Origin of the sequence: Haloarcula amylovorans (assembly GCF_004681185.1) — an archaeon.
Classification (GTDB): Archaea; Halobacteriota; Halobacteria; order Halobacteriales; family Haloarculaceae; genus Haloarcula; species Haloarcula amylovorans.
Genome location: NZ_SRIF01000002.1, coordinates 131010 through 155484, shown reverse-complemented (window position 1 = coordinate 155484; position 24475 = coordinate 131010). Strand labels below are relative to the sequence as shown.

The following is a 24475-nucleotide window of genomic DNA, read 5'->3' as shown; positions in this document are numbered from 1 at the left end:
TGGCAGTACGTGGATGCACTCGATGGCTCCTGATTTTTCTGTCGTAGCCGCTGCCGTGGCACTCCCGTTTCTCGCCGCGCTGACAGCGCCGCTGCTCTACCGCGCGCTCGGTGACCGAACCGGGTACGTCGGCGCGCTCGTCGCCGCAACCTCGTTCGCGCTCGTGAGCACGCAACTCGGCTCGACGGGAACCGTCGCCGTTCCGTGGATTCCGTCACTCGGCGTCGCCGTCCGCTTCACCGTCGACGGGTGGGCGCTGCTGTTCGCATTGCTGGCAAGCGGCGTCGGCGTCGCTGTGTTCGCGTACTCGGCGACGTACATGCACGACGGGGAGAATCTCGGGCGGTACTACGGCGTCCTGCTCGCGTTCATGGGGTCGATACTCGGTGTCGCGTTCGCCGCGGATATGGTCGTTCTCTTCCTCTGTTGGGAACTGACGAGCGTCTGTTCGTTCCTGCTCATCGGCCACGAGACGACGGCCGACGACTCGCGCTACGCCGCCCGGATGGCGATGGTCGTCACCGTCGGCAGCGGACTCTGTCTGCTCGTCGGTCTGCTGTTGCTCGCGGTGGTCGCCGGCGGCCCGCTTGGTGGTACCACCTTCGACCTCGCGGCGATATTCGAAAACGGCGAGGCGGTCCGGGCGGCACTGCGCGAGTCGGGCCTCTTTCTCCCGGTGTTGGGTCTGCTGGCTATCGCGGCCGGTGCGAAGTCCGCGCAGGTGCCGCTTCACTTCTGGCTGCCCAACGCGATGGTCGCGCCGACGCCGGTCTCTGCGTTCCTCCACTCGGCGACGATGGTGAAGGTCGGCGTCTACTTCGTCGGCCGCGTCCGGCCGCTGTTCCTCGGTGCGGAGTGGACGGCGCTGTTCGCGACGCTGGGACTGGCGACGATGCTCGTCGGCGCGACGCTGGCGGTCGTCGCGAGCGACAGCAAAGAACTCTTAGCGTACTCGACGGCGAGCCACCTCGGTCTGCTGGTCGCCGCCTTCGGCTTCGGTTCGTACTACGGCCCGCAGGCAGGGAGTTTCCACCTCCTGAACCACGGGCTGTTCAAGGCGGCGCTGTTCCTGGTCGCCGGTATCGTCGTCCACGAGGCAGGCACTCGCGACCTCAATCGCCTCGGTGGGCTCTGGCGGGAGCTACCGGTGACGGCGGCGATAACCGTCGTCGGAACGCTTTCGATGGCCGGTCTCCCGCCGTTCAACGGTTTCTACTCGAAGGAACTGCTGTTCAAGGCGGCCTACGAGACGGCAGTCGACGGCGGCGGGCTCGCGTGGGTCTACCCCGCTGTCGCCGTCCTCGCGAGCGCGCTCACCGTCGTCTACTCGCTGCGATTCCTCTGGATCTTCGTCGGGGACCGACCCTCGGAGCTAGAGGTCGCGGGCCGGCCGTCGCTCGGGCTGCTCGCGCCAGCGGGGGCGCTGGCGCTGGTCGCGGCGGCTATCGGGTTGGTCCCGCAGGCGGCCATCGATGTCGCCGTTCAGGCGGCCGCCGACGCGACGGCAACCGAGGTCCACGAGGTCCACGTCGCCATTCCGACTCACCTCTCCGGCCCGGCCGCGATGTCCCTGACGACGTTCGCGCTCGGATTCGCCGCGTTCCCGGTGCGCGACCGGCTTCAGACGGTCGTCGACCGCGTCATCAGTTCCGGGACGCCGCTGTGGCCCAATCGGTGGTACGACCGACTGGTCGACGGGGCCACGACAACTAGTATTCGCCTCGACGCTGTCGTCCACGGCGGGGCGCTACGGACCTACGTCCTCTGGGCGCTCGGGTCGGCCAGTACGCTCTCGCTCGTCGGGTTCGTCGCCGCCGACGTCGCCGTCCGGCCGACGCTGGGACTCGGTGTCCCCCTCGCGGTGGCGCTCGTCCTCGCGGTGGCGCTCGTGGCCGCCGGCGCGATACTGACGGCTCCGTCACACGTCGCCGGCGTGCTCACGCTGTCGATTCTGGGGTTCATGATAGCTATCTTCTACGTCCTCGCCAGCGCGCCGGACCTGGCGCTGACCCAGCTCATCGTCGAGACGCTCGTCCTGCTGATATTCCTCCTCGTGCTCGACCGAATTCCGGCGTTCTACAGCGACTTAGACGCCAGAGTGGCCGTCACCGACGCGGCGATATCGCTCGCGGTCGGCGCGGCGGCGTTCGTCTCGGTGCTGGTCGCTGGCCGCGGTGCGAACGAGGCCCCGACGGCCACCGCGGAGTACTACGTCTCCCAGGCGGTCCCCCAGGCTGGCGGAACGAACGTCGTCAACGTCATCCTCGTCGACTACCGAGGGTTCGACACGCTCGGCGAGAGCTTCGTCATCGCCATCGCCGCCATCGCGGTGATGGTACTGCTGACGATGCGCAACCGGGGTGAGACGGAGTGACGACGACCATCACTAGGACGACTATCAGGGTCGTCGTCCCCATCGTCCTCGTCATCGCCATCCTGTTGCTTCTGCAGGGCCACAAGCTACCGGGTGGCGGGTTCATCGGCGGCGTCCTGACGACGGCGGCGCTCGTCCTCGTCTACGTCGCCTACGGGCTGGACTACGTGGAGATGGAGGTCCTCGACCGAGAGGTCGAGCCGGGCGGGGGGATCTTCGAGCGCCGCATCGTCACCGCTTACCGACGGCTGTTCTCCCTCGGGTTGGGACTGGCCGTGGCCAGCGGCGTCGCAGGACTGGTGTTCGGCGAACCGTTCCTCTCGCAGTCGTTCGTCATCTTCCACGACGTGCCAATCTACCACGAGGTCGAACTGGCGAGCGCGCTCCTGTTCGACCTCGGCATCTACGGCGTCGTCGTCGGCGGCCTGCTGACCATCGTCTCGGTGGTGGGTGCGGAATGAGTCTCGCGCTCGCCACCGTCGTCGGCGGGCTGTTCGCGCTGGGGACGTTCCTCCTGCTCCGCCGGGACCTGGTGCGGGTCGTCTGGGGCGTCGCCGTCCTCTCGCAGGCGGCGAACGTCTATCTGATCTCGATGGGCGGCGTCGCTGAGGGGAGTTTCGAGCAGGTGCCGATACTCTCGACGCACGGCGGCGAGGTCCCCGAGACCGCCGACCCGGTAGTTCAGGCGCTGGTGTTGACTGCCATCGTCATCAGCTTCGGGACGACCGCGCTGGCGCTGGTCCTGTCGTATCGCGCCTACCAGGAGAACGAGACCGTCGACGTCCAGAGGTGGCAGTAACCGTGGCCCCGCATATCGTCGTCGCCCCGATGCTCGTCGCGCTCTGTACCGTGCTCGCCGTGCTGGGGCTGCGGAGCGCTCGGGCGGCCCAGCGAGTGGTGAGCGTCCTCGGCGGGGCGGTCTACGCCGCCGCTGTCGGCCTCCTGACGTGGCGGGTCGTGCTGTCGCCAGCCGAGCCGACGCCGCTGGTCTACCAGATCGGTGGCTGGCCGGCCCCCTTCGGAATCACGCTCGTCGCCGACGCGCTCGCGGTCTACATGCTCGTCATCGCCGCCGTGGTGACGCTGTCGGCCGTCGCGTTCTCGGTGCGGTTCATCGACCGGCAGAACCAGCAAGTGTTCTATCACCCGCTCTTTCACTGTCTCCTGCTGGGCGTCACCGGGGCCTTCCTCACCGGCGACCTGTTCAACCTCTTCGTCTGGTTCGAGGTGATGCTGATGGCCAGCTACGTCTTCGTCGCTTTCTACGGCGACGCGCCCCACACCGCCGCCGCGTTTCGCTACCTCGTCCTGAACGTCATCGGGAGCGCCGTCATGTTGCTCGCCATCGGCGGGCTCTACGCCACGACGGGGACGCTCAACATGGCCGACATGGCGCGGCGACTGGCCGCTCCGGCGGTCTACGGCATCGACGTGACGCCGGTCATCGGGCTCTCGGCGCTGCTGTTTGCGACGTTCGCGCTCAAGGCCGGGCTGGTCCCCTTCCAGTTCTGGGTCCCGGCGGCCTACCGGTCGGCCCCGCTTCCCATCGCGGCCATGCTGGCCGGCGTGACGAAGAAGGTCGGCGTCTACGCCATCGTCCGGCTCTACTTCGTCGTCTTCGCCGGGGCGTCGCTGCCGACGGAGTTCGGCCCGATAAGCGGCCAGTCGCCGCTGGCCTTCCTCGCCCCGGTCCTGTTCGTGATGGGCGCGGCGAGCATCGTCGTCGGCGGTCTCGGCGCGGTCGGCCAGAGCCGTCTCGACGGCGTCTTCGCGTACTCCAGCGTCGGGCAGGTCGGATTCATCGTCCTGCCGGTGTCGTTCGCCGCGGCGACGCAGTCGGCCTCGTTCCGTCGGCTCGCGCTCGCCGCCGCGCTCGTCTACGCGCTCCACCACGCGCTGACGAAGTCGCTGCTGTTCCTCTCGACGGCGGCGATTCGCGGGGCGGCCGGGACGACGAAGCTCTCGCAACTCGGCGGGCTGGCCGCGTTCTCGCCCGCGCTGGGTGTAATCTTCTTGGTCGGCTGCGTCTCCATCATCGGCGTGCCGCCGCTGACCGGGTTCTTCGGCAAGTTCCTCGTCTTCGAGGCCGCGGCCACGCGGTACGCTGCGGCACCCGGGCTCGTCCCCGCCGTCGCCATCGTCACACTACTCGCAGGCGCGCTGTTCACGCTCCTGTACGCCTCCCGCGCATGGGTCAGGGGCTTCTGGGGCGAGCAGACGGAGGCGGTCGCGACCGCGACCCTCGACCGCGGCCAACTCTCGATACTGGCGGCGCTGGCGCTGGTCGTCGTCGCTGTCGGCGTCGGTTTCGACCCGGTCTATCAGTTCGCCGGGGCCGCCGCGGAGGCGGCGCTCGACCGCGGCGCATACGTCGACGCAGTCGCTCCCCGTGGAGGTGGCGGCTCGTGACCCGCCGCTGGCCGGTCGCGGGCGTCGTCTTCGGGGCCCTCTGGGTGTTCGTTCGCGGGCCGAAGTTCACCGCGACGGCCTTCCTCGGCCAGTTCCTCTTCGGCCTCGCCGTCGGATTTCCGGTGGCGTTCGTCTTCCGACGGCTGTACGACGACACGTTCGAACTCCGCCGAACGGTCTCGACGCTCCCGGCCGTGGCGGGCTTCCTCGCCGTCTTCGCCCGAGAGGTCGTCGTCGCGAACGTTGACGTCGCTCGTCGGGTGCTGCTGCCGGGGATGCCGCTGGAACCGGAGGTGATTCTAGTCCCCCTCCGCGTCGAGACAGACCTGGGAATCACGACTATCGCCAACAGCATCACTATCACGCCCGGGACCGTCACGCTGGACCACGACCCCGAGCAGAATGCGCTGTACGTCCACTCCATTCAAGGAAGCGACCTCAAATCGGTCGTCGAACCGATACGGGCCTGGGAGCGGTACGCCCTCACCATCTTCGACGAGGAGCGCTCCCCGGAGGATCCGGCCCCGCCGATACAGAACACGCCCGATGACGGGCCGCCCGAACCACAGCGCGCGCCGATGATGCCCGGCGGACTGCTGGGTGGGGACCAGATACGCGTCGACGACGACCTGCCCGAGGACGACGGGTCAGTCGAGGATACCGACGATGAAGGGGGGACCGACGATGGTCGCTGAAGGGTCCGTCGTGACGACGGCGGCGGACGTCGGCATCGTCCTCGTCAGCGCCCTCTGTATCCTCTGCAGCTACCGGGTCGTCAAGGGACCGACCGTCCCCGACCGGGTGGTGGCGCTCGACGCTATCGCCACGAACGTCGTGGCGCTCGCGGTGCTGTTCGCGCTGAAGACCGACCGCGGCCTGTTCGTCACCGTCAGCCTCGTGCTGGCCATCATCGGCTTCCTCTCGACCATTACCGTGGCGAAGTTCGTCACCGAGGGCGACATCATCGAACGACGGGAGGAGCAACAATGACACGGCAACGTCTCTCCTCGACGGCACCGCTTGCGGCGCGTTCGCGCCCGCTCGACCGCACGAACTCCAGCACGAACTCGACGCCGCCGACGGGGGGTGACCGCCAGTGGTGACCCTCGCGCTCCTCCAGCAGTGGGTCGTCGTCGGGCTGATAGCCGTCGGCTGTTTCTTCCTGCTGGTCGGCACCGTCGGTCTCATCCGGCTGCCGAACGTTTACAACCGAATGCACGCCACGAGCAAACCGACGACGCTCGGAACGGCGTCGATATTCCTCGCCGGGTTCGTCCACTTCGGTCCGGGCGGTGCCGGCCTCCCGTCGCTCATCGGTATCGTCTTCCTCTTCCTGACGGTGCCGACCGGCGCGCACATGATCGCGCGCTCGGCCCAGCGCATCGGTGTCCCGTTCCTCGGGAGCGTCACCTGGCCGACCGAAGACGACGAGGAATGACGGGAGCGAACGTGGACTGGCATCCCGCCGACGCCCCGTCCGGCGGAACGCTCTTGCCGACTCCCCGTGACTAGCCGACCCATGACCGACTACGCCGACGCCGAGTGGCTCCGCGAGCGCATTCAGGCTATCCTCGACTTCTACTATCCCGCTTGCATTGACGACGAACACGGTGGCTTCGTCGCGCAACTGGACTACGAGACCGGCGAGGTGTACGACCCCGACGGCAAGCACCTCGTGGCGACAGCGCGCTTCACGCGAAACTTCGCGCTGGCAAGCGAGTTGTTCGGTGACGAGCGGTGGTTCGAGGCCGCAGAGCGCGGCGTCGAGTTCCTCCACGAGGAGTTCCGCGACACCGAGCGCGGTGGGTATCACTGGCTCCTAGAGGGCACCACTCCCGTCGACTCCCGGCGGGTCTGCTACGGCCACGCGTTCGTCGTCCTCGCGTACGCTCGCGCAGCCGAGGCGGGGGTCTCGAACGCCGCGGAGTACCTCGATGAAGTCTGGTCGCTCATGGACGACCGCTTCTACGAACCCGACCACGGGCTGTATCGGAGCGCCTACGACGCCGGCTGGACCGAGGCCGAACCCTACCGCGGGCAGAACGTCAACATGCACGCCTGCGAGGCGTCGCTGGTCGCCTACGAGGTCACCGACGAGGACCGCTACCTCGACCGCGCGGCGACCATCGCCGAGTCGCTGTGTGTCGACCTAGCGGCAGAAACCGACGGCCGTGTCTGGGAGCACTACGATGCCGACTGGACGCAGGATTTCGCGTACAACCGCGACGACCCGGCCCACCAGTTCCGGCCGTGGGGGTACCAGCCCGGCCACCACGTCGAGTGGGCGAAGCTCCTCTCAGTCTTGGATCGCCACCACGACGCTGCGTGGCCACGCGAGCGCGCCACCGAACTGTTCGAGACGGCGCTGGACGGCTGGGACGACGACCGCGGTGGCTTCTACTACTCGCTGGACGAGGACGGCGACCCGGTCGTCGACGACAAGTACAGTTGGGAAGTCGCCGAGGCCATCGGGGCCGCCGCCGCGCTCGCCGAACGCACCGGCGAAGTGACGTATCGGGAGTGGTACGACCGGTTCTGGACATACGCTCTCGATACCATGGTCGCGCCAGCGGGCAACTGGTACGAACGCGTCAGCGCCGACAACGAAGTGTACCCGACCGGCGACGGCCCGGAGGTCGAACCGGGCTATCACCCCATCGGGGCCTGTTACGAGAGTCTTCGTAGCCTCGGTGAGTGACCGTCGTCGGCAGTTCGAGTGAGCCAACCCACCGCCGTCGACCACTTTCACTCACCTTTGCGAACCTCCCGTAGCCACCTTTTTCTTCGTTGGGTGGCCTGCGGCCACCACGCCTCGAAAAACGTGGGCGAAAAAAGCAAGCACTCGCGGTGCTTTGCACCGCTCGCACTCGAACGAAACTGAGGCACCGCCGCCGACCACTTTCACTCACCTTTGCGAACCTTCTTAGGCGAGTGGGCGTTACCTCTGTGCACTCAAATGGCGACCGCCGAGAACACCGAACTCATCGACCGCTTCGAGGAGTTCTACCGCAACTACTACCGCAACGAGATCGGTGAACTCGCCCAGAAATATCCCAACGACCAGAAATCCCTCTACGTCGACTGGCAGGACCTCTACCGGTTCGACCCCGACCTCGCCGACGACTACCGGACCAAGCCCGAACAGCTCCAGGAGTACGCCGAGGAGGCGCTTCGCCTGTACGACCTCCCGGTCGACGTCTCGCTGGGGCAGGCCCACGTCCGCGTCCAGAACCTCCCCGAGTCCGAGGACATCCGCGAGATTCGCCACGAACACCACGGCAACCTCATCGCCGTCCAGGGCATCGTCCGTAAGGCGACAGACGTCCGCCCGAAGGTCCTCACCGCCGCCTTCGAGTGCCAGCGTTGCGGGACGCTCACTCGCATCCCGCAGGCTGCCGGCGACTTTCAGGAACCTCACGAGTGTCAGGGCTGTGAGCGACAGGGGCCGTTCCGCCTGAACACCGACCAGTCGGAGTTCATCGACGCCCAGAAACTTCGGGTTCAGGAATCGCCCGAGGGGCTGCGCGGCGGCGAGACGCCCCAGTCCATCGATATCAACGTCGAGGACGACATCACTGGCCAGGTCACCGCCGGCGACCACGTCCGCGTCACCGGCATCCTCAAACTCGACCAGCGGGGTAACGACCGTGAGAAGTCCCCGATGTTCGACATCTACATGGACGGCGTCAGCGTCGAAATCGAGGACGAGCAGTTCGAAGACATGGAGATCACCGACGCCGACAAGAAGGAAATCGTCGAACTCTCCAACGAGTCGGGCATCTACGAGAAGATGGTCGGTGCTATCGCGCCTTCCATCTACGGCTACGAGAAGGAGAAACTCGCCATGATGCTCCAGCTCTTCTCGGGGGTCACGAAGGAGCTTCCTGATGGCTCTCGGATACGTGGCGACCTCCACATGCTGCTGATCGGCGATCCCGGGACCGGGAAATGTGTCCACGGGGACACTCGGATTACGCTCGCCGACGGCCGTAACGTGACTATTCGGAAGCTTGTCGAGTCTAACCTCGACGACCCGAAACCGGTCGACGACGGTATGTGGGACTCGGTGGACTTCGAGGTTCCGTCACTACAGGACGACGGGACAATTGCGACACAACAGGCGACGAAGGTCTGGAAGCGCGAAGCACCGGATACGCTGTACCGGATACGGACCGCAAGGGGACGGGAAATTGACGTGACACCGTCACATCCGCTGTTCGTCCAGTCCGACGGACGATTCCAAGCGACGAAGGCCGAAAACCTGTCTGAGGGCGCTCACATTGCGACTCCCCGAGACGTACCGACCAGCGGCCGGGACAACCTCGACATCGAGTTCCGCAAATCGAAGGCACACAATCGAATCGACCTCGAACTCCCCGACGAGTGGACCCCTGATCTGGGTCGGCTTCTGGGGTACCTAACCGCCGAAGGATACGTCGAAAAGCGGGCGGATAACACTGGATTCGTTTCGATAACGAACAACGACCGCGCGGTCCTCGACGATGCGAAGGCTGTACTCGAGTCACTGAATCTAAACGTCACCGAACGGGTGCCACACGACGGCAAGGACGCCCGCGAGTTGTTCTGTTCGGCTGGTGAGTTCGTGAGTTTCCTCGCGTTACTCGACGAAACGTTACTCTCCTCGTCCAGCGAGCGCCGTGTCCCGACAGACATCATGAGCGCGAGCGATGCCGTCGTCGCTGGGTTCCTAAAGGGATACATCGAAGGGGAGGGACACGTCTCTACGTCACAGCGAGAGATCACCGTCGCGTCGATGAGTCGAGGGTTGCTTGAAGACGTACGGTCCATGCTGCTCTCACTGGGTATCACGTCACAACTCAAGCCCCGAAACAACGGCAGTTACCGACTGCGGATTTCTGGAGACTCGTTCGGCCGTTACGTCGAACGTGTCGGCTTCGTCACGAGTCGTAAGCGCGAAGCATGTGAACAGTACGACGGTACGAACGCGAACACGAATCTCGACGTGATTCCGGCTGTCGGGACCGAGCTGCGACGGCTACGCGAGACTCTCGGTCTCACGCAATCGGAATGCGGGATTCCGCGCTCGACGTATCAACACTACGAGCGCGGTCGGCGGAACCCGGGACGCGAGAATCTCGCCGTCGTCGTCGAGGCGTTCCGAGCGCGACTCAACGAGATTGACGCTCCACCAGAAGGAGCTCCAGCGACTACCGATGGCGGTGGTCTTGACGCAGTGAGACGGGATATCGACGCGCTCGGTGCACTCGCTGAAGGGGATGTTAGCTGGGACCGAATCGAGTCCATCGAACCGGTCGAACCCGACGAAGAATGGGTCTACGACCTCGAAGTCGAGGGAACGCACAACTACGTCTCGAACGGCGTCGTCTCGCACAATTCGCAGATGCTCTCGTATATCCGAGAAATCGCGCCCCGATCTGTCTACACCTCCGGGAAGGGTTCGTCCAGCGCTGGCCTGACCGCGGCAGCCGTTCGTGACGACTTCGGCGACGGCCAGCAGTGGACGCTCGAAGCGGGGGCGCTCGTGCTGGCCGACCAGGGCATCGCGGCGGTCGACGAACTCGACAAGATGTCCCCCGAAGACCGCTCGGCGATGCACGAGGCGCTCGAACAGCAACGTATCAGCGTCTCGAAGGCGGGTATCAACGCCACGCTCAAATCCCGCTGTTCGCTGCTTGGCGCGGCCAACCCCAAGTATGGCCGCTTCGACCAGTACGAACCCATCGGCGAGCAGATAGACTTAGAACCCGCGCTCATCTCCCGGTTCGACCTCATCTTTACGGTCACCGACCAGCCGAACGAGGAAGAAGACCGCAACCTCGCTCAGCACATCATCCAGACGAACTACGCCGGCGAACTGAACACGCACCGAGTCCAGAACGCCACCTCGAACTTCTCCGAGGAGGAAGTCGATACTGTCACGGACGAAGTCGCACCAACCATCGACCCGGACCTCCTGCGGAAGTACATCGCCTACGCGAAGCGCAACTGCTTCCCGACGATGACCGAGGAAGCCAAATCGGTCATCGAAGACTTCTACGTCGATCTGCGACTGAAGGGACAGGACGACGACGCGCCGGTGCCGGTGACGGCCCGGAAACTCGAAGCGCTCGTCCGCCTCGCGGAGGCCTCGGCGCGCATCCGACTGGCCGATACCGTCGAGGAGGAGGACGCCGACCGTGCGGTCGACATCGCTCACTACTGTCTGAAGGAGATCGGTGTCGATCCGGAGACCGGAGAGTTCGACGCCGACGTAGTCGAGACCGGCACCTCGAAGAGCCAGCGCGACCGCATCCAGAACATCCGGGGTATCATCGCCGACATCGAAGACGAGTACGACGAGGGTGCGCCCATCGACGTGGTCGTCGAACGCGCCGAGGAGGTCGGCATCGACGAGTCGAAAGCCGAACACGAGATCGAGAAGCTGAAACAGAAAGGCGAGGTGTACGAACCGCGAACCGACCACCTCAGGACGACGTAGATGGACCGCATTTCCGCACTTCGGAACGTCGAGGACGCGCTCGCCACCTTCGAGGCTGGCGAGTGCTCGCTCTCGGATCTCGAAGCGACGGTTCGGGGCGTGTTGCGCACCTACGCGTCTGACTTCGAGGGGGACCTGCAGGCATACCGAGCGAGCGGCGACGGCCCAGCCGACGGCGTCGTCGTCCTCGCCTCGTCCGGTCCCGCCGCGCGGGAGCGAGTCGAGACACTCCTCGACGATCCAGGCTCGTTTACCGTCGCTGCCGTCGAGTGAGGTGAAAGAACCTTTCCACGCGGCGACGGAAGCCGGAAACCCATGAATGAGTGCCCCGACTGGGTTGCCGCTGCGGCGACGACCTTGGTGTCCGCGCCGTCTATGAGCGGCGAAGACGGCGGTGGCGGGGTCTGTACGGACCTGTTGGGCCGGGCCAACTCGGAGACGACGATTCTGTGGGTCACGTACACGCAAACGCCGTCGGCCTGCGTCGAGACATACCGAGAGACAACGCACTCCACGGACGCGACGCCGTCGCTCTCGGTTATTGCCGTCGGTGATACCGGGACCGACGCGGACCTCTCTGGGGAGGCTGTGACTGTCCAGACGGTGTCGACGCCCGGCGACCTGACAGGATTGGGCATCACGCTGAGTCAGTCGCTTTCGGAACACGACGACGTGATTGTCTGTTTTGACTCGCTGACGGCGCTGCTGCAGTACGTCGACGTAGCGACGGTGTACGAGTTCCTCCACGCGGTCACGGGCCAACTCTATGCCGCCGACGCCAGCGCGCACTTTCACATCGACCCGAGGGCTCACGACCGACAGACGGTCGACGCGCTCGCGTCGCTGTTCGACGCCGTCGTCGAGTGCCATGATGGAGAGCGGACGGTTCGAACGCGCGGACTGTTGCATGTATAGATTGGTAAATTTTATGTAATCAGGAGGGTTTTTGACGGTCGGTGTTACTGGTCGTCACTTACTCGCGGAGGGCTCGACGCGACCTGCGGAACGTCTGTCGGGCGCACGAGGGGTGTGTAGTCCGCCAGCTCGGGCGAGCGGCGCTACTGGAGTGGACGGAGTTCGGCGCGTTTCAGGCGCTCAGACTCCACGAGAAACATGGGCTAGATGTCCAACTAGAGCGAGTCGTGCCCTTCGAGCCCGCAGACGCGCCAGAGCACGTCCGCGAGGCTGCGAGCGCCTACGAAGCGCGCGACCATCCCTCGACGCCGTACGAGCGGTTCGCGTCGGGCCGAGACCTGCCCGACCCGGCGGCGATGCGAGGTGAGGACCTGTGAAACTGACCGTCGCCGGGACGACCTACCACGGGCGCGTCGTCGACCTCCGAGCGAGGGCGGTCAGTGGGGCGGCCATCGCCGCAGCGGTTCGCGGCGAGCGGTGTTTGCCCGCGGTTTCTGCTCCCAGCCCGACGCCCGTCTACGACTACTGTGGACACGTCTCCCCGGAGATGGGGCTCCGTACGCGGACTGCGCTCGCGGCCGCCGCCCGATCCCGTGGCATCGAGACGCCACACGACGAGGAGATCGCCGCGCTCCGAGCGAAACTGGTCGCGCTGGACCCCGAGGAACCGTCGTTACCGCTGGCCCGTGATCCAGTGGCTGAATCGGCTATCGCGGCGCTTCGGGAGGACGCCGCGACGGCGCGCGGTCGATTGGACGCGCGAAAGGCGCTGGAAGCCGATACCGACGATGCGCGGCGTTCGGTTCGGGAGACGACCAGTGCGCTTAGCGAACAGGAGACCGAGCGGACGGCCGCAGTCCAGAGCCGGGAGCGGCGGCGAGATGTCGCTCGCTCGTATCGGGACCGTCGCGCCGAGCGACGGCGGGTGGCCGACCGACTGGCCAACCGCCAACGCGACGCCCGCGCAGCGCTCGTCGACCGACTGCGAGGGCGGTTCGTCGCGGCGCTCGATACGCTCCCCGGTTCTACGCCGACGGACCCGTTCGATGCGCAGCCGGTGCTCGCGGCGCTCTCGGTTCTCAGCGTCGCACGAACTGAGGCTCCGGTGGTCCTCGAAGTCGACCGCTTCGAGCATCCCACGGCCGCCGCAGCAGCGCTCGACGCGCCGGTTATTCAGTGCTGAGATTTAAATCGGAACACGGGACCACGTCGAGGCATGGTTAGCTTCGACTGCACGACTACCCGACACGACGGGGTGACGCTGGTCACCGCCCAGTTGCGGGAGATTGCCGAACCGACGCGCGTTCAGGTCAGAAATCGTCTCGATGGGCCGGTGTGGCCGCCGCGCCGACAGGGCACGCCCGAAGCGGGATGGACCGACTCGGGGTTCGAGGCCGTCGTTGGGCCGGGGTCGCACGCGCTGGGCTACGCGACGCCCGCGCCGCCAGCCGATCCCGCCGCCGAACTCCTCGACGCGACGGCGGCTCCCGACGCCGTCCCGATCGACGACCGAACTGAAACCGCTGCCGACGTTGTGCGCGAACTGGGCGACCCATCGCCGCCGGCGGACGCCGTCCCGGTCGACGTGGCGACGAACGAGACGTCTGAACCGCAGTCTCCAGCATCGATTCGGGCTGAGCCGTCGGTTCGACTACCGGGTGCCGTCGATTCGTGGCTTGCCGAGATAGCCCGTCGGGTCGAACACGCCGAGGCGCTGGCCACTGCCGAGACGCTCCAGGAAGCGACGACTGCGGTCGGCGACGCGGGCGGGCTGTCCGAGGTCCGCACGCTCGCGGACTCGGCGGAACTCGACGAACGACACCTCCGAACGGTGGCCCAACGCGCCGAGACGCTCGCGGACCGCCGCGCGGCCGCCAGCGTCCCCGTCGAGACGCTGGCTCGTCTCGCATGATCCTAACAGTTACCGGCGGCAAAGGCGGCGTCGGGAAGTCGACGGTCGCGTATAATCTGGCCGCGGAACTCCGCGGCGTCGTCGTAGACGGCGACCTCGCCATGGCCGACCTCCCGGCGAGCCACGGCCCGGACCTCCACGACGTGCTCGCGGGGCGGGCGACCCCCCATGAGGCCGTCCGGTCAAGCGGGCCGGTGACGATGATCCCTTGCGGTCGGACCCTTGCGGGGGCGCGAGCGGCCGACCCGACGGCGCTCGCCGACGCGCTGACCGAATTAGACCGAGCGTATCGCTGGGTTGTCGTCGACTCTCCTGCGGGACTCCGCGCTGACGTCGGGCTCCCGCTCGCTGTCGCCGACGCAGCGGTTCTCGTTACCGTTCCCGGAGCCGCAGCGCTCGCCGACGCGTTACGGGTGCGAGAACTCGCACGGGAACTGGACGCGGGGCTCTGTCGAGTCGTTCTCAATCGGGCCGGCCCTGACCCGACGACCCACGCAATCGCCGACCGATTCGGCGCGCCGGTCGTCCCAATTCCCGATAGCGAGACCCTCGCCGCGGCGCAGCGACACGGCCACCCGGTCAGCGAAATGGCACCCGACGCCCCCGCGACCGTCGCCTTCGAGTCGCTCGCCGACGCGGTTCAGTCCTGTAGGTCGGTGTAGGTCCCGCGCAAGGTCACCGGTGTCACGTCCGCGGCGTCGGCCGCCTCCGCTTGAGTCAGCCCGATGTCCTGTTCGCGAGCGGCGGTGTACAAACAAGCCGCGGCGACGCCGGCAGGGTTGCGACCACCGACGATCCCTCGCTCACGCGCCTCGTCCACTAGCTGTTCTGCACGGGTGCGGACCGAATCGGGGAGGTCGAGCGTCGTGGCGAAACGGGGGACGTACTCGCGGGGGTCGATCGGTCCTGTCGGCAGCCCGAGATCGCGGTTGAGCGCGTCGTAGGCCGCCCGGAGTTCGCTCGGGTCGGCGCGTGCGGCCCGACACAGCTCCTCGACGGTTCTGGCAACGCCTTCCGTCCGGCAGGTGGCGTACACCGCGGCGGCAGCGAATCCCTCCAGCGAGCGCCCCTGTAGGAGATCGGCGTTCTGTGCGGACTCGAACAGTACGCAGGCGCGATCACGGATGGCCTTCGAGAGACCGAGTGACCCGACGATACGGCGAATCTCGGTGAAGGAATAGATCTGGTTGCGCTCACGTTTCGAACTCACCTGCGCACGCCGGTGCTCGCGACGAAGCCGAGCGAACTGTCGGCGCTTGCGCCCCTTCAGTCGCGTCGAGCGGCCGATCTCCGTCGAGAGGCCGCGGTCGTGGCGAGACCGGGTCAACGGCGCGCCGGTACGGGCGCGTTCGGTGTCGTCGTCCTCGAAGCTGCGCCACTCGGGGCCGCGGTCGATGGTGTCCTCGCCGACCACGAGTCCGCAGTGGGCACACACCGTCTCACAGCCGTCTTTTCGAAGCGATCCGTCACATTCGGGACAGCCTGCCGTCGTTGCGCTCATCGTACTTCGAGCTACGACCGGAGTGGGGGTTAAAAAACCGATGCTGAGGCGGTGAAACGGCGTTTTTCGGCGTCATCTACCTACCGGTAACCGGTAGGTATCGACTAGTGGCACCGACTCTGCTCTCGGCCAGAGTCGGCAGTATTAAATCTAAAAAGGAAGAAAAATATTCCAATGGGGTTATCGGAAATCGCCGCTGGTATCGAGGTGACCGAACACCAGCGGGAGTGTGGGGTCGCGGCCGTCGACGACACCGACGCGTCGCTAGCCGAGCGACTGACGCCGTTCGAGACGGCGTTGCCGTGTTCGACGACGGAGGCGGCGACGATTGTCGAGGCGTATGCGAGCGGTACCGCCGTCGACGCCTGTGGGCACGCTGCCGACGTACCGCCCGTGACCGCTGCCAAGACGCTCCACCTGCTCGGCGAGCAGGTCTCGCCGGTGGGGCCTCAGGGGCGCGAAATCGTTCGCGACTGGCTGACCGGTGAGCTCTCGCGGCGCGACGCAATGGGGCTGACCGGCGTCGGTGAGCGGACCTTCGCGCTGGCGGCGTACGTCGAGAGCCACGACCCGCTCCCGGCGGCCCGAGACGCCGTCGAGGGGGCGCTCTCCTCGCCACTCGGCGAGACGGATCCGCTGGGAGAGGCGCGGAGCGACGTCGGCGAGCTACTGTGATTCGGGGTGTCACTGTGCTCTCAGGGGCGTCGAGAGTGAACCATGTCGGTGACTTACTGTAGCGTTGTAGCGCCTCGCTCAGCCGAGACGCCGCTCGTCCCCACTGGGCCACGCTTAACACCTCGCGTCGTGAACCGGCGGCTATGTCGGCATCGGAACTGGCCGCGGCAGTCGCGCAGGCGCTCGACGTGGACGCCGAGGCATTCCACGCACAGGCGCGCGAAGAGGCCGAACTCCTCAAAGAGGAGGTTCGGTCGGGGACCTTCGACAACACGGAGGCCATCGTCGGAATGGAACTGGAGCTGTACGCCGTCGACGACCAGACCGATGCCCTCCGTCGGGTGCCCAGACAGTTGCTCGAACTCGTCGGCTTCGAGAAGGAACTCGGCCTCCACAACGCGGAGATGCAGACCAGTCCCGTGCCGCTCAACTCCCACGGGCTGGCAGCCCAGCGTCACGAACTGAAGGCGTCGCTGATGCCGGCCCAGGAGCAACTCGGCACCGAGGGGATTCGACTGGTTTCCGACGGGATGTGGACGGTCCCGCCGACCGGCGAAACCGCCCGCGAGTACCTCTGTGACGCCGTCGAGGAGGACGGCATTCGCATCGGGACCAACATGTCCGACTCGGTGCGATACCATACGATGGCCAACACCGACTACCCGTCGGCGTTCGAACTCGACGCGCCACACGTCTCGCTGCAAGCGGAGTCGGTGATGCCCGAGGCGCTCATCACCTCGATTCAGCCACACTACCAGATTCCCCACGCGCCGGACCTCCCCGAGTACTTCAGTTACGCGCTCCGCGTCGCTGGCCCGGTGTTGGCACTCGGTGTCAACGCCCCGTTCTTCCCGCCGGACCTCTACGACGACGCGCCCGACGAGGAGATCGTGGAAGACGCCCACATGGAGAACCGCATCGGTGTTTTCGAATCCGTCCTCAACCCGCCGGAAGATGACCCGACGCCGCCGAAGGTCTGCTTCCCACCCGACTTCGACACCGTCGAGGACGCTATCGACGATATCGTCGAGGACGACACCATCGTTCCGATGGACCTCAGAGCGGGCACCCGGTTCGACGACGACTTCGTCCACCTGCGACACAAACACGGCTCGTACTGGCGGTGGGTTCGCCCGGTCTTCGAGGGGGCAACCCGTTCGGCGGCCAACGCCCGTATCGAGTTCCGTCCGCTCCCGGCCCAGCCCACCGTCGACGACGCAATCGCGTTCGAGGCGCTGTTCGCCGGGCTGATGGAGAGTCTGCCGAAACTCGAACACCCCATCCAGTCACAGGACTGGGCGACGGCGGAAGACAACTTCTATGCCGCCGTCGAGGACGGTCTGCAAGCCGATATCGAGTGGATAACCGCGGACGGCGAAACGACGACAGCGATCGACGAGATGTACGGTGAACTGTTCGAACTGGCCCGAGAGGGACTGGAACTGCACGGGCTCTCGACCGAGGAGGCCCACGAGTACATCCGACCGCTGCGCGAACGCGCCGACCGGCGGCTTACCCCGGCTCGCTGGAAGCACGAGTACGTCCGACAGCGCGTCGAGGAGAAGGTCCCGCTGGCGGAGGCCATCTGGGGGATGCAGTCGGCGTACATTCGCCACCAACGCGAGACGCTTCTCGATGGCAGTTTCGTCGATTGGCTGGAGTGACCACCCCGTTGGGTGACTACACTGTCGATTCGACGTGCTCCACGGCTGCTTTCGGGCTGTCGACGTGTTCGATGCCGTCCAGTTCGTCGAGTTCGTGCGTGCCCAGCCCCGCGACCGGTCGGCCCATATCGAGCGCGTGCCCGAGTTCGGAGAGCGTCCCCGCTTTACCGTCGATGGCGATGACCGCCGCGCCGTTCATCACGACGAGGACGTTCCGGGCGTTCCCGAGGCCGGTGGCGACGACGGTGTCGATGTAATCGTTGGCGGCGGCGCGGCGCTCGCCGGGGAGGATGCCGATGGTATGGCCGCCCTCGTCGTTCGCGCCGCGACAGACCGCTTCCATGACGCCGGTCAAACCGCCACAGACGACTTCGTGGTCCGCTTTGGCGAGCAATCGACCGACGGTGCGTGCCTGTCGGTACTGTTCGTCAGATATCTTCGAACCGCCGATGACGGAGACGCGCATGCCCGCTCTTTGGGCGAGCGCGAAGAAAAAGAGTCGCCGGCGACCGAACTACAGCTGGTCGAGCCACTCTTGGGCGCGAGACTCGGTCGTCTCGGCCAGTTCGGCAATCTCGGCGGCGTCGTGGTCTTTCAGGTCGGCGACGGTGTCGACGCCAGCTTCGTGAAGCCGGTCGGCGTAGGTCGGGCCGATGCCGTCGACGGTCTCGACGTCGGCGGCGGGTTCGGTCCCGACGTCTTCGGTGGCGGCCGCGTCGGTGGCTTCGTCGACGTCCTCGGCGACCTCTTCGACGGCTTCCTCGGCAGCCCCGTCGGGTGATTCGACCTCGATGTCGACCTCTTCGTCTTGCCGGTTGCGCTCCTTGTACCACTCGGCGACCTCGGGCCAGAGGTCTGCGTGAGTCGACGAGGAGACGGAGAGACCGATGTGTCCGGTCGAGAACTCGATGGTCCGCGTGTCCTCGCTCGGGATGACGTCGTTGAACGGCTTGGACGCCGCCGGCGGGATGAGATGGTCGTACTCGCCCATCAACTGGAGAACGGGCATGTCGAGTTTCTCTAAGTCGACGTGTTCGCCGCCGACCTCCAGTTCGTTCTTGTAGAGCTTGTTGTCCTGGTAGACGTCTTTGAGGAACTGGACGTAGGTGTCGCCGGCCATGTCGATGCCGTCGCCGAGCCACTTCTCCATCCGGCCGAAGTTCTCGACGAACGCCTCGTTCTCTAGGTTCTCCGCGAGGCGGATGTACTTCGAGACGTAGTTGTCGACGGGGTCCATCAGCGCGAAGCCGATGTCGAGCATGTTCGCAGGGACGTTGCCGAACGTCTCGACTACGTCTTCGGGGTCGTAGTACTCGTCGGAGCCCCACTCCTCTAAGACGCCGCCGGTCTGATCGAAACAGAGCCCGGCGGCCATCAGCCCGAGCGCGTTGACTTTCTCTCGGTGGAGCGCGGCGTACATCACCGACATGGTGCCGCCCATACAGTAGCCGAGGATGTTGATGCTATCCTGGCCGGAGCGCTCGCGGACGACGTCGACGCAGTTGTCGATGTAGCGGTTGACGTAGTCCTCGAGGGTCAGGTGCTGGTCGAGACGCGAGGGCTCGTTCCAGTCGAGCAGGTAGACGTCGTGACCCGCTTCGAGCAGTCGGCGCACGACCGACCGTTCTTCCTGCAAGTCGAGGATGTACGGTCGGTTGATGAGCGCGTAGACGATGAGGATGGGAACTGACTCCTTGTCCTCCTCGTCAACCTCGATACCGGCGGCTTCCGCGTCGTAGTGGAGCAGTTCGAGCTTGTTCTCCTCGTAGACGACCTCGCTCGGCGTCTGGCCGACCTCGACGGACTCCATCAGTTCGAGTCGCTCGTCGGCGACCTGACTCGTCTCTGCGGCCTCGGACATGGATTCGAGCGTCTTGGTCTGCCAGTCGAGGGCGGCCGCGAACGGGTTGAATTGGTTACTGGACATGAGTTACTCTTCTAGGTGTTCGAGGACGCGGTCGAGTTTCTCCTCGACGGCGTGCTGACGGCGTTCGACTTCGAGGAGGCGCTCTGCGACCTCGTCCATGTCGTCGCGGGTCGGGAAGCCCATCTGGGCGATGGCGTCCTGGTTGAGTTCGTCGGCCTCCTGTTGCATCTCCATCATGGACTCGACGAGCTGGCCGTTGGCGGCCGCGAAGGCCGAGGTTCCCATGACGTGTTTGAACGCCTCGTTGGCCGACTGGAGCCAGATGTCGCGGAACTCCGAGGGGTCGACATCCTCGCCCTGTGCGGCGTCGGCCGAGCGTTCGACCATCTGCTCTACCGCGTTCATCCACTCCTCGTAGGCCTGGTTGTAACCCTGAAGCCCTTCGGAGAGTTCGTCCTCCTTCGGGAGGGAGTCCTCGACGGCGTCGGCCCAGGATTCGACGAAGGCAGCCTGTGCCTTCATGTTCTGCTCCATCGAATCGGCGACGGCGTCGTTCATCTGTTCGACCATCTCTGCCCAATTGTCCTGCATCTGGTTGGTATCGCTCATTGGTATGTAGTAACTCGCACTCTAGCGCACAAAAAACGGCTGGTTCGTTACGCCTCGACGGCGTCGGCGGCCTGGGCCTGCACTTCTTCGACCTGATCTTGGATCTCCTCGACCTGTTCTTGGACCTCTTCGAGCTGGTCACCGAACTGCTGGGCGACCTCGACGGACTGAGATTCGAGTTCCTCGTGAGCCTCGACGAGCATGTCGACTTGCTCCTCGACGGCGTTGAGGTAGTCCTCAGTCATCTCGTCGTAGGCGTCCGCGCCCTCGGTCATCTCGCTTTCGAGGTTGTCGAACACTTCGGCGTGGTTCTCCAGCAGGAAGTCGTACTGCTCGTCGACGGCCTGCCGAACCTCGTTGATGGGGCCGGCCATGCCGGGGACGGTCGCCTCGACCGCGTCGAGGTAGCTGTGGAAGGCGGTCTTCGAGAGCTCGACGCCGCGGCGCTGGGCCGACTCCTGCGTGTCGAGGCTGTCGATGACAGCGTTGTTGACGTTCTGCTGGAAGGTGACGCTCTGTTCGAGGGCCTTCTGGCTCTGTTCGATTGTCGCGCGCTGCATCTCGAAAGCGGTCGTGACGGGGGTGGTGTAGTCTACCATTGTTGATTACTCCGTGTTTGTTTTGACCGGGAGGACGACTGTCTGGACGATATCGCCTTCCTCGATGCCGAGCGCTTCGCGTTCGGCGTCGGGAATGCTGATACGGCCACCGCTCTGGACGCGCGTCTTGAACGTCGCCATCTGGCTCATCGCACCGAGCTGATTCATATCGAAGCTCGGCATGCCACCGCCGGCGAACAACTGTTTCATCATCTGTTGCTGCTGTTCCATCGCGTTCTCGCTCGCCTGCTGCATCCCCTTGAACATCGGGGGCCACATCAGACCGTCGTCCTCATCGGCCATCGGTACTTCCACCTACACCCTTCAATGACTTAAGACTTCCGCAGAATACCACCTGCTACCATTGAATGGTAGAGAATGGTAACGGGCTGAGCGTCGGCGAACGACTCGCTCGCTACGAGAGGAAGTGTTACTGAACCTCGAAATCCCCGTCCTCGGCGGGTAGAAGCCGTCTCGGGCGTATAGAACTCGAAATAACGCCAAGACTTAATACTCGGACCGCTAAATACGACTCATCAATGAGTTCTGAATCGCCTCGGAACCCACTGCTCGATACGTGGACCGAAACCTCGTCGCATATGTTCAACAGCGTCGTCGCAGCCAACCGGGCCGCGTTCGCGGCCTTCGGCGTCCAGCACGACAACGGTGAGGACGAGGACGTCACCGAACCGCCTGCAGAGCGTATCGAGCCAAACGAGGACCTGCCGGAGTGGCACGTCACGATCTCCGAGGACCACCCCGACCACCTCGGCGTCGGCGACCGCGTCGAGTTCACGAAGACCATCTCCGACGACGACGTCCGACAGTTCGCCGCCGCCAGCGGCGACACGAACCCACTTCACCTAGACGACGAGTTCGCAGAGCAGACGCGGTTCCGCGGCCGTATCGCCCACGGGACACTGGTGGGATCGCTCATCAGCGCCGGACTCGCCCGTCTCCCCGGCCTGACCATCTACCTCTCGCAGGATCTGGAGTTCCACAACCCGGTTCGCATCGGCGACCGACTCACCGCCGAGTGTGAGATCGTCGAGGACCTCGGCGACGAACAGTACCGCCTGACGACGCGCGTAAAGAGCGACGACGAAGTCGTCATCGACGGCGAGGCCGTCGTCCTCATCGACGAACTGCCGAACTGAGAACGTTAGCAGAACGACTGCACGACGCGGTTGAATCGCTCCGGTTGTTCGCGCGGCGGGCAGTGGCCGCATTTTTCGAAAATCTCCAACCGACTCTCTTTCAGTAACGTCGCCGCTCGTTTGGACCACGACTCGGGGAGCAGCGGGTCCTCTTTGCCGTGGACGAGCATCGTCGGAACGCCGACTTCCGCGAGCCGGTCGGCGTAGTTCGTTCGGAACCCGTTCTGCTGGAACTCGCTACGTTGCCAGCGCCGCATCGCCCGCACCGTCCGTCGGTCGACGACTGAATCCACGTCGTCGACGAGTTGCTGTGGCGGCTCGGTCGCGCCCATACTTCGGAGACCCGTCCGGATGGCGGGTTTCGAGGCGCTCACGCCCTGCCAGAGCATGTTGCCGAGCATCGGCGTCTGGAAGATGCCGCTTGCGGCCGTTCGCCAATAGGCGTCCGCACCCAGTCCGTAGCTATCGACGAGCACGAGCCGTTCGATCGCACGGCCGTCGAGCGCGTGGCCCAGCGCCAGTGCCCCACCCATCGATAAGCCTGCCATCGCGGGCTCGTCGATATCGAGCGCGTCGAGGAACGCCTCGACGGTCTCCAGATAGAACTCGGTCGTGTAGTCGCGGTCCGGTTTATCGCTCTTTCCGTGTCCAGGCAGGTCGGGCGCGTAGACGGTGCGCTCCTCGGCCAGCGCAGGCAGCGCGTGTCGCCAGGACACCGTGGCGGCGTCCAGTCCGATACCGTGCAGAAACACCATCGGCGGCCCGTCGCCGCCGGTCCGATAGTGGAGGTCTACGTCGTCGCCCTCGACCGACACCTCGATGTGGTCCGATGCAATCTCAGAATTCATTGGGAACCTTCGGGCTTCGACTCGGATGAGTGTGCTGGTTGCAATTCATATCGCTCGTCCGCTAACTCCGCTATGTCTTGCTATCTCTCTCGTAGGCATTTTCTTCGGCGAGTCGCGCCTGTGCCCGGACGACCGACGGCGTCCGACAGCGGCCCGGTTCGCCGGCGACTTGTGGGATCGTACAGTTATTGCAACTCGCACAGAGCGCGTCGTGGCCCGCCAGCAAGCGTGTACCGAGTCGCGGTTCGGCGTAGAACGGCCGAGCCATGCCCACCATGTCGGCGGCGGGCGCGTTACCGTCGTCGCCCAGATAGCGGTCGCAGTCAGCGCGGGCCCGCAGCCCGCCTTCCAGTAGCACCGGGACGTCGACGCGCCGTCGGACCTGCCGACAGAAGTCGGCGTTCCAGCCTGGGTCGCGGTCGAACTGCCGGGCCTGCAGTCGGTTGAGCAGTTCCACCGCGCGCGCTCGTCTCGGCCCCCCGAACGCCGTCTCGTACGCCGACTGAAGGTCGGCCGCCGCCCACGCTCGGTCGGGGAACGCGCCGCGGATGATGCTCATGTCCCAGAACACGGACACCAGGACGGGCACGAGCGCGTCGTAGCCGATCTCGTCGAGGCGCTGTGCCATATCGAGACCCGAGGAGCGGGAGATGCGGCTCCGGACGAACGGGGGTGAATCCGTCTCGACCGGAACCTTCGTTATCAGTGGGACGTTGCCGGCGTGATCCCGGACGGCGTCATGAACGACCTCTAAGAAGCGGACGCCGTCGCCGAACTCGTCGTCCCGGCGATTGTAGTACGGCGAGAGGAACTGCTGAACAATCCCCATGTTGGCCGCTGATAGGTGGATCCCGTCGTAGCCGGCGTCGACGGCGTAGCCGGCCGAGCGACCGAACTGCTCGGCGAGGTCGTACACTTCCTCGGTCGAGAGGACGTGGGGCTTCAACGAGAGGATGCCCGCACGATCGAGCAGACGGAGGGCGCGCGGCGGCCGAGAGACGGCGAGCTGTCGCCGGTCGGGATACCGCTCTCGATACTCACCATGCCACAGCGAGAGGCTCCGCAGTCCGCCGTGTGCGAGCTGGACGAATATCTTGCCCTCGTGTGCATGAATCGCGTCGGTCAGCCGTTCGAGGCGAGCGACGAACTCGGGGTCGTGCATCCGCGTCATGTTCGGAGCGGCGAATCCGCCTGTCTCCGTGACGACGCTGGCTCCCTGGAAGACGAGACCGACGCCCGATTCGGCGGTCGGTTCGAGTTCGTCGACGAGCGCGTCGACGGCCGCCTCGTCACCGGTGCCAGCACATTCGAGTACCGGCGCGCGATACAGCCGGTTGGGGACGGTGACGCCGCCGATGTCGACCGGCGCTTCGAGCGCTGTCACTGTCGGGCGGGACGCGATGGTTGGTCGGCTCGCGGACTCATTCGCGTGGCTCTAGGGCGTTCCGTGGGAAAACGCTTGCC

General features: G+C 65.6%; 26 protein-coding genes. 18 read left to right on the top strand and 8 right to left on the bottom strand.

The genetic code is table 11. The annotated features are described in order from the left end of the window. Positions 1–22: 22 nt before the first annotated feature. The 15 genes from mbhE to E4S61_RS08045 all read left to right on the top strand — a co-directional run bounded on the left by mbhE (position 23) and on the right by E4S61_RS08045 (position 14753). Positions 23–2374, top strand: coding sequence for a hydrogen gas-evolving membrane-bound hydrogenase subunit E (gene mbhE, locus E4S61_RS08115; protein WP_135303440.1), 2352 nt, complete (start codon positions 23–25; stop codon positions 2372–2374). Continuing rightward, positions 2371–2835, top strand: a complete 465-nt coding sequence (locus E4S61_RS08110) for an MnhB domain-containing protein (protein ID WP_135303439.1) — start codon at positions 2371–2373, stop codon at positions 2833–2835. Before mbhE ends, E4S61_RS08110 begins: the two co-directional genes overlap by 4 nt. Beyond that, entirely contained in the window at positions 2832–3173 is a 342-nt protein-coding gene (locus E4S61_RS08105) for a sodium:proton antiporter (protein WP_135303438.1), read from the top strand. The genes E4S61_RS08110 and E4S61_RS08105 overlap by 4 nt, the downstream gene beginning before the upstream one ends. Then, the gene (locus tag E4S61_RS26115; RefSeq protein WP_135303437.1) at positions 3164–4783 is read left to right on the top strand and encodes a proton-conducting transporter transmembrane domain-containing protein; all 1620 of its coding nucleotides are present in this window, start codon (positions 3164–3166) and stop codon (positions 4781–4783) included. The genes E4S61_RS08105 and E4S61_RS26115 overlap by 10 nt, the downstream gene beginning before the upstream one ends. Next, entirely contained in the window at positions 4780–5478 is a 699-nt protein-coding gene (locus E4S61_RS08095) for a Na+/H+ antiporter subunit E (protein WP_245180643.1), read from the top strand. The genes E4S61_RS26115 and E4S61_RS08095 overlap by 4 nt, the downstream gene beginning before the upstream one ends. Further along, positions 5468–5773, top strand: a complete 306-nt coding sequence (locus E4S61_RS08090; RefSeq protein ID WP_135304672.1) for a monovalent cation/H+ antiporter complex subunit F — start codon at positions 5468–5470, stop codon at positions 5771–5773. The genes E4S61_RS08095 and E4S61_RS08090 overlap by 11 nt, the downstream gene beginning before the upstream one ends. Positions 5774–5882: 109 nt before the next feature. Further along, positions 5883–6221 carry a monovalent cation/H(+) antiporter subunit G gene (gene mnhG / locus E4S61_RS08085; RefSeq protein WP_135303435.1) on the top strand — a complete coding sequence of 113 codons (339 nt, stop codon included), beginning with the start codon at positions 5883–5885 and terminating at the stop codon, positions 6219–6221. Positions 6222–6302: 81 nt separating this feature from the next. After that, positions 6303–7481 carry an AGE family epimerase/isomerase gene (locus E4S61_RS08080; RefSeq protein WP_135303434.1) on the top strand — a complete coding sequence of 393 codons (1179 nt, stop codon included), beginning with the start codon at positions 6303–6305 and terminating at the stop codon, positions 7479–7481. A 258-nt stretch (positions 7482–7739) separates the two neighbouring features. After that, the gene (locus tag E4S61_RS08075) at positions 7740–11264 is read left to right on the top strand and encodes an LAGLIDADG family homing endonuclease (RefSeq protein ID WP_135303433.1); all 3525 of its coding nucleotides are present in this window, start codon (positions 7740–7742) and stop codon (positions 11262–11264) included. After that, positions 11265–11537, top strand: a complete 273-nt coding sequence (locus E4S61_RS08070) for a DUF7854 family protein (protein ID WP_135303432.1) — start codon at positions 11265–11267, stop codon at positions 11535–11537. 42 nt (positions 11538–11579) lie between these two features. Then, a complete protein-coding gene (locus E4S61_RS08065) occupies positions 11580–12179 on the top strand; it encodes a DUF835 domain-containing protein (RefSeq protein ID WP_245180640.1) in 600 nt (199 codons plus the stop codon). A gap of 41 nt (positions 12180–12220) precedes the next feature. Further along, positions 12221–12556: a DUF7855 family protein gene (locus E4S61_RS08060; RefSeq protein WP_135303431.1), complete on the top strand. Its 336-nt coding sequence runs from the start codon at positions 12221–12223 to the stop codon at positions 12554–12556. Continuing rightward, positions 12553–13362, top strand: coding sequence for a DUF7856 family protein (locus E4S61_RS08055; RefSeq protein ID WP_135303430.1), 810 nt, complete (start codon positions 12553–12555; stop codon positions 13360–13362). The genes E4S61_RS08060 and E4S61_RS08055 overlap by 4 nt, the downstream gene beginning before the upstream one ends. Before the next feature lie 33 nt (positions 13363–13395). Next, positions 13396–14091 (top strand): DUF7857 domain-containing protein, encoded by a 696-nt coding sequence (locus tag E4S61_RS08050; protein ID WP_135303429.1) that lies wholly within the window; start codon positions 13396–13398, stop codon positions 14089–14091. Further along, entirely contained in the window at positions 14088–14753 is a 666-nt protein-coding gene (locus E4S61_RS08045) for a MinD/ParA family ATP-binding protein (protein ID WP_135303428.1), read from the top strand. The genes E4S61_RS08050 and E4S61_RS08045 overlap by 4 nt, the downstream gene beginning before the upstream one ends. Here E4S61_RS08045 and E4S61_RS08040 read toward each other — a convergent pair. Continuing rightward, entirely contained in the window at positions 14732–15592 is an 861-nt protein-coding gene (locus tag E4S61_RS08040; RefSeq protein ID WP_135303427.1) for a transcription initiation factor IIB, read from the bottom strand. The genes E4S61_RS08045 and E4S61_RS08040 overlap by 22 nt on opposite strands. Before the next feature lie 174 nt (positions 15593–15766). On the opposite strand from E4S61_RS08040, the gene E4S61_RS08035 reads away from it, so the two are divergent. Beyond that, positions 15767–16267, top strand: coding sequence for a DUF7858 family protein (locus E4S61_RS08035; RefSeq protein WP_135303426.1), 501 nt, complete (start codon positions 15767–15769; stop codon positions 16265–16267). A gap of 143 nt (positions 16268–16410) precedes the next feature. Next, the gene (locus E4S61_RS08030; protein ID WP_135303425.1) at positions 16411–17931 is read left to right on the top strand and encodes a hypothetical protein; all 1521 of its coding nucleotides are present in this window, start codon (positions 16411–16413) and stop codon (positions 17929–17931) included. A gap of 16 nt (positions 17932–17947) precedes the next feature. Here E4S61_RS08030 and E4S61_RS08025 read toward each other — a convergent pair whose 3' ends face one another. The 5 genes from E4S61_RS08025 to E4S61_RS08005 are packed head-to-tail and all read right to left on the bottom strand — an operon-like array spanning position 17948 to position 21309. After that, entirely contained in the window at positions 17948–18397 is a 450-nt protein-coding gene (locus tag E4S61_RS08025) for a TIGR00725 family protein (protein ID WP_135303424.1), read from the bottom strand. A 48-nt stretch (positions 18398–18445) separates the two neighbouring features. Beyond that, entirely contained in the window at positions 18446–19858 is a 1413-nt protein-coding gene (gene phaC / locus E4S61_RS08020; RefSeq protein WP_135303423.1) for a poly(3-hydroxyalkanoate) polymerase subunit PhaC, read from the bottom strand. Between the two features lie 3 nt (positions 19859–19861). Further along, positions 19862–20407, bottom strand: a complete 546-nt coding sequence (locus E4S61_RS08015; RefSeq protein WP_135303422.1) for a poly(R)-hydroxyalkanoic acid synthase subunit PhaE — start codon at positions 20405–20407, stop codon at positions 19862–19864. Between the two features lie 47 nt (positions 20408–20454). Beyond that, positions 20455–21006 carry a hypothetical protein gene (locus E4S61_RS08010; protein WP_135303421.1) on the bottom strand — a complete coding sequence of 184 codons (552 nt, stop codon included), beginning with the start codon at positions 21004–21006 and terminating at the stop codon, positions 20455–20457. 6 nt (positions 21007–21012) lie between these two features. Continuing rightward, complete coding sequence (locus tag E4S61_RS08005; RefSeq protein WP_135303420.1) at positions 21013–21309, bottom strand: AbrB/MazE/SpoVT family DNA-binding domain-containing protein; 297 nt, start codon at positions 21307–21309, stop codon at positions 21013–21015. A 296-nt stretch (positions 21310–21605) separates the two neighbouring features. Here E4S61_RS08005 and E4S61_RS08000 point away from each other — a divergent pair, with 296 nt between their 5' ends. Then, complete coding sequence (locus E4S61_RS08000; protein WP_135304670.1) at positions 21606–22163, top strand: MaoC family dehydratase; 558 nt, start codon at positions 21606–21608, stop codon at positions 22161–22163. 5 nt (positions 22164–22168) lie between these two features. On the opposite strand, the gene E4S61_RS07995 is transcribed toward E4S61_RS08000, so the two are convergent. Both E4S61_RS07995 and E4S61_RS07990 read right to left on the bottom strand, forming a co-directional pair. Further along, the gene (locus E4S61_RS07995) at positions 22169–23011 is read right to left on the bottom strand and encodes an alpha/beta fold hydrolase (protein WP_135303419.1); all 843 of its coding nucleotides are present in this window, start codon (positions 23009–23011) and stop codon (positions 22169–22171) included. A gap of 70 nt (positions 23012–23081) precedes the next feature. Continuing rightward, positions 23082–24395 (bottom strand): oxidoreductase, encoded by a 1314-nt coding sequence (locus tag E4S61_RS07990; protein ID WP_135303418.1) that lies wholly within the window; start codon positions 24393–24395, stop codon positions 23082–23084. Between the last annotated feature and the right edge of the window lie 80 nt (positions 24396–24475).

Coding starts and splice junctions, on each gene's coding strand:
- E4S61_RS08040 (WP_135303427.1), bottom strand. CDS start 15,592: ATGAGCGCAACGACGGCAGGCTGTCCCGAATGTGACGGATCGCTTCGA.
- E4S61_RS08010 (WP_135303421.1), bottom strand. CDS start 21,006: ATGGTAGACTACACCACCCCCGTCACGACCGCTTTCGAGATGCAGCGC.
- E4S61_RS08105 (WP_135303438.1), top strand. CDS start 2,832: ATGAGTCTCGCGCTCGCCACCGTCGTCGGCGGGCTGTTCGCGCTGGGG.
- E4S61_RS08080 (WP_135303434.1), top strand. CDS start 6,303: ATGACCGACTACGCCGACGCCGAGTGGCTCCGCGAGCGCATTCAGGCT.
- E4S61_RS08070 (WP_135303432.1), top strand. CDS start 11,265: ATGGACCGCATTTCCGCACTTCGGAACGTCGAGGACGCGCTCGCCACC.
- E4S61_RS08050 (WP_135303429.1), top strand. CDS start 13,396: ATGGTTAGCTTCGACTGCACGACTACCCGACACGACGGGGTGACGCTG.
- mbhE (WP_135303440.1), top strand. CDS start 23: ATGGCTCCTGATTTTTCTGTCGTAGCCGCTGCCGTGGCACTCCCGTTT.
- E4S61_RS08030 (WP_135303425.1), top strand. CDS start 16,411: ATGTCGGCATCGGAACTGGCCGCGGCAGTCGCGCAGGCGCTCGACGTG.
- E4S61_RS08045 (WP_135303428.1), top strand. CDS start 14,088: ATGATCCTAACAGTTACCGGCGGCAAAGGCGGCGTCGGGAAGTCGACG.
- E4S61_RS08025 (WP_135303424.1), bottom strand. CDS start 18,397: ATGCGCGTCTCCGTCATCGGCGGTTCGAAGATATCTGACGAACAGTAC.
- E4S61_RS08035 (WP_135303426.1), top strand. CDS start 15,767: ATGGGGTTATCGGAAATCGCCGCTGGTATCGAGGTGACCGAACACCAG.
- phaC (WP_135303423.1), bottom strand. CDS start 19,858: ATGTCCAGTAACCAATTCAACCCGTTCGCGGCCGCCCTCGACTGGCAG.
- E4S61_RS08005 (WP_135303420.1), bottom strand. CDS start 21,309: ATGGCCGATGAGGACGACGGTCTGATGTGGCCCCCGATGTTCAAGGGG.
- E4S61_RS07995 (WP_135303419.1), bottom strand. CDS start 23,011: ATGAATTCTGAGATTGCATCGGACCACATCGAGGTGTCGGTCGAGGGC.
- E4S61_RS08065 (WP_245180640.1), top strand. CDS start 11,580: ATGAATGAGTGCCCCGACTGGGTTGCCGCTGCGGCGACGACCTTGGTG.
- E4S61_RS08075 (WP_135303433.1), top strand. CDS start 7,740: ATGGCGACCGCCGAGAACACCGAACTCATCGACCGCTTCGAGGAGTTC.
- E4S61_RS08000 (WP_135304670.1), top strand. CDS start 21,606: ATGTTCAACAGCGTCGTCGCAGCCAACCGGGCCGCGTTCGCGGCCTTC.
- E4S61_RS08015 (WP_135303422.1), bottom strand. CDS start 20,407: ATGAGCGATACCAACCAGATGCAGGACAATTGGGCAGAGATGGTCGAA.
- E4S61_RS08090 (WP_135304672.1), top strand. CDS start 5,468: ATGGTCGCTGAAGGGTCCGTCGTGACGACGGCGGCGGACGTCGGCATC.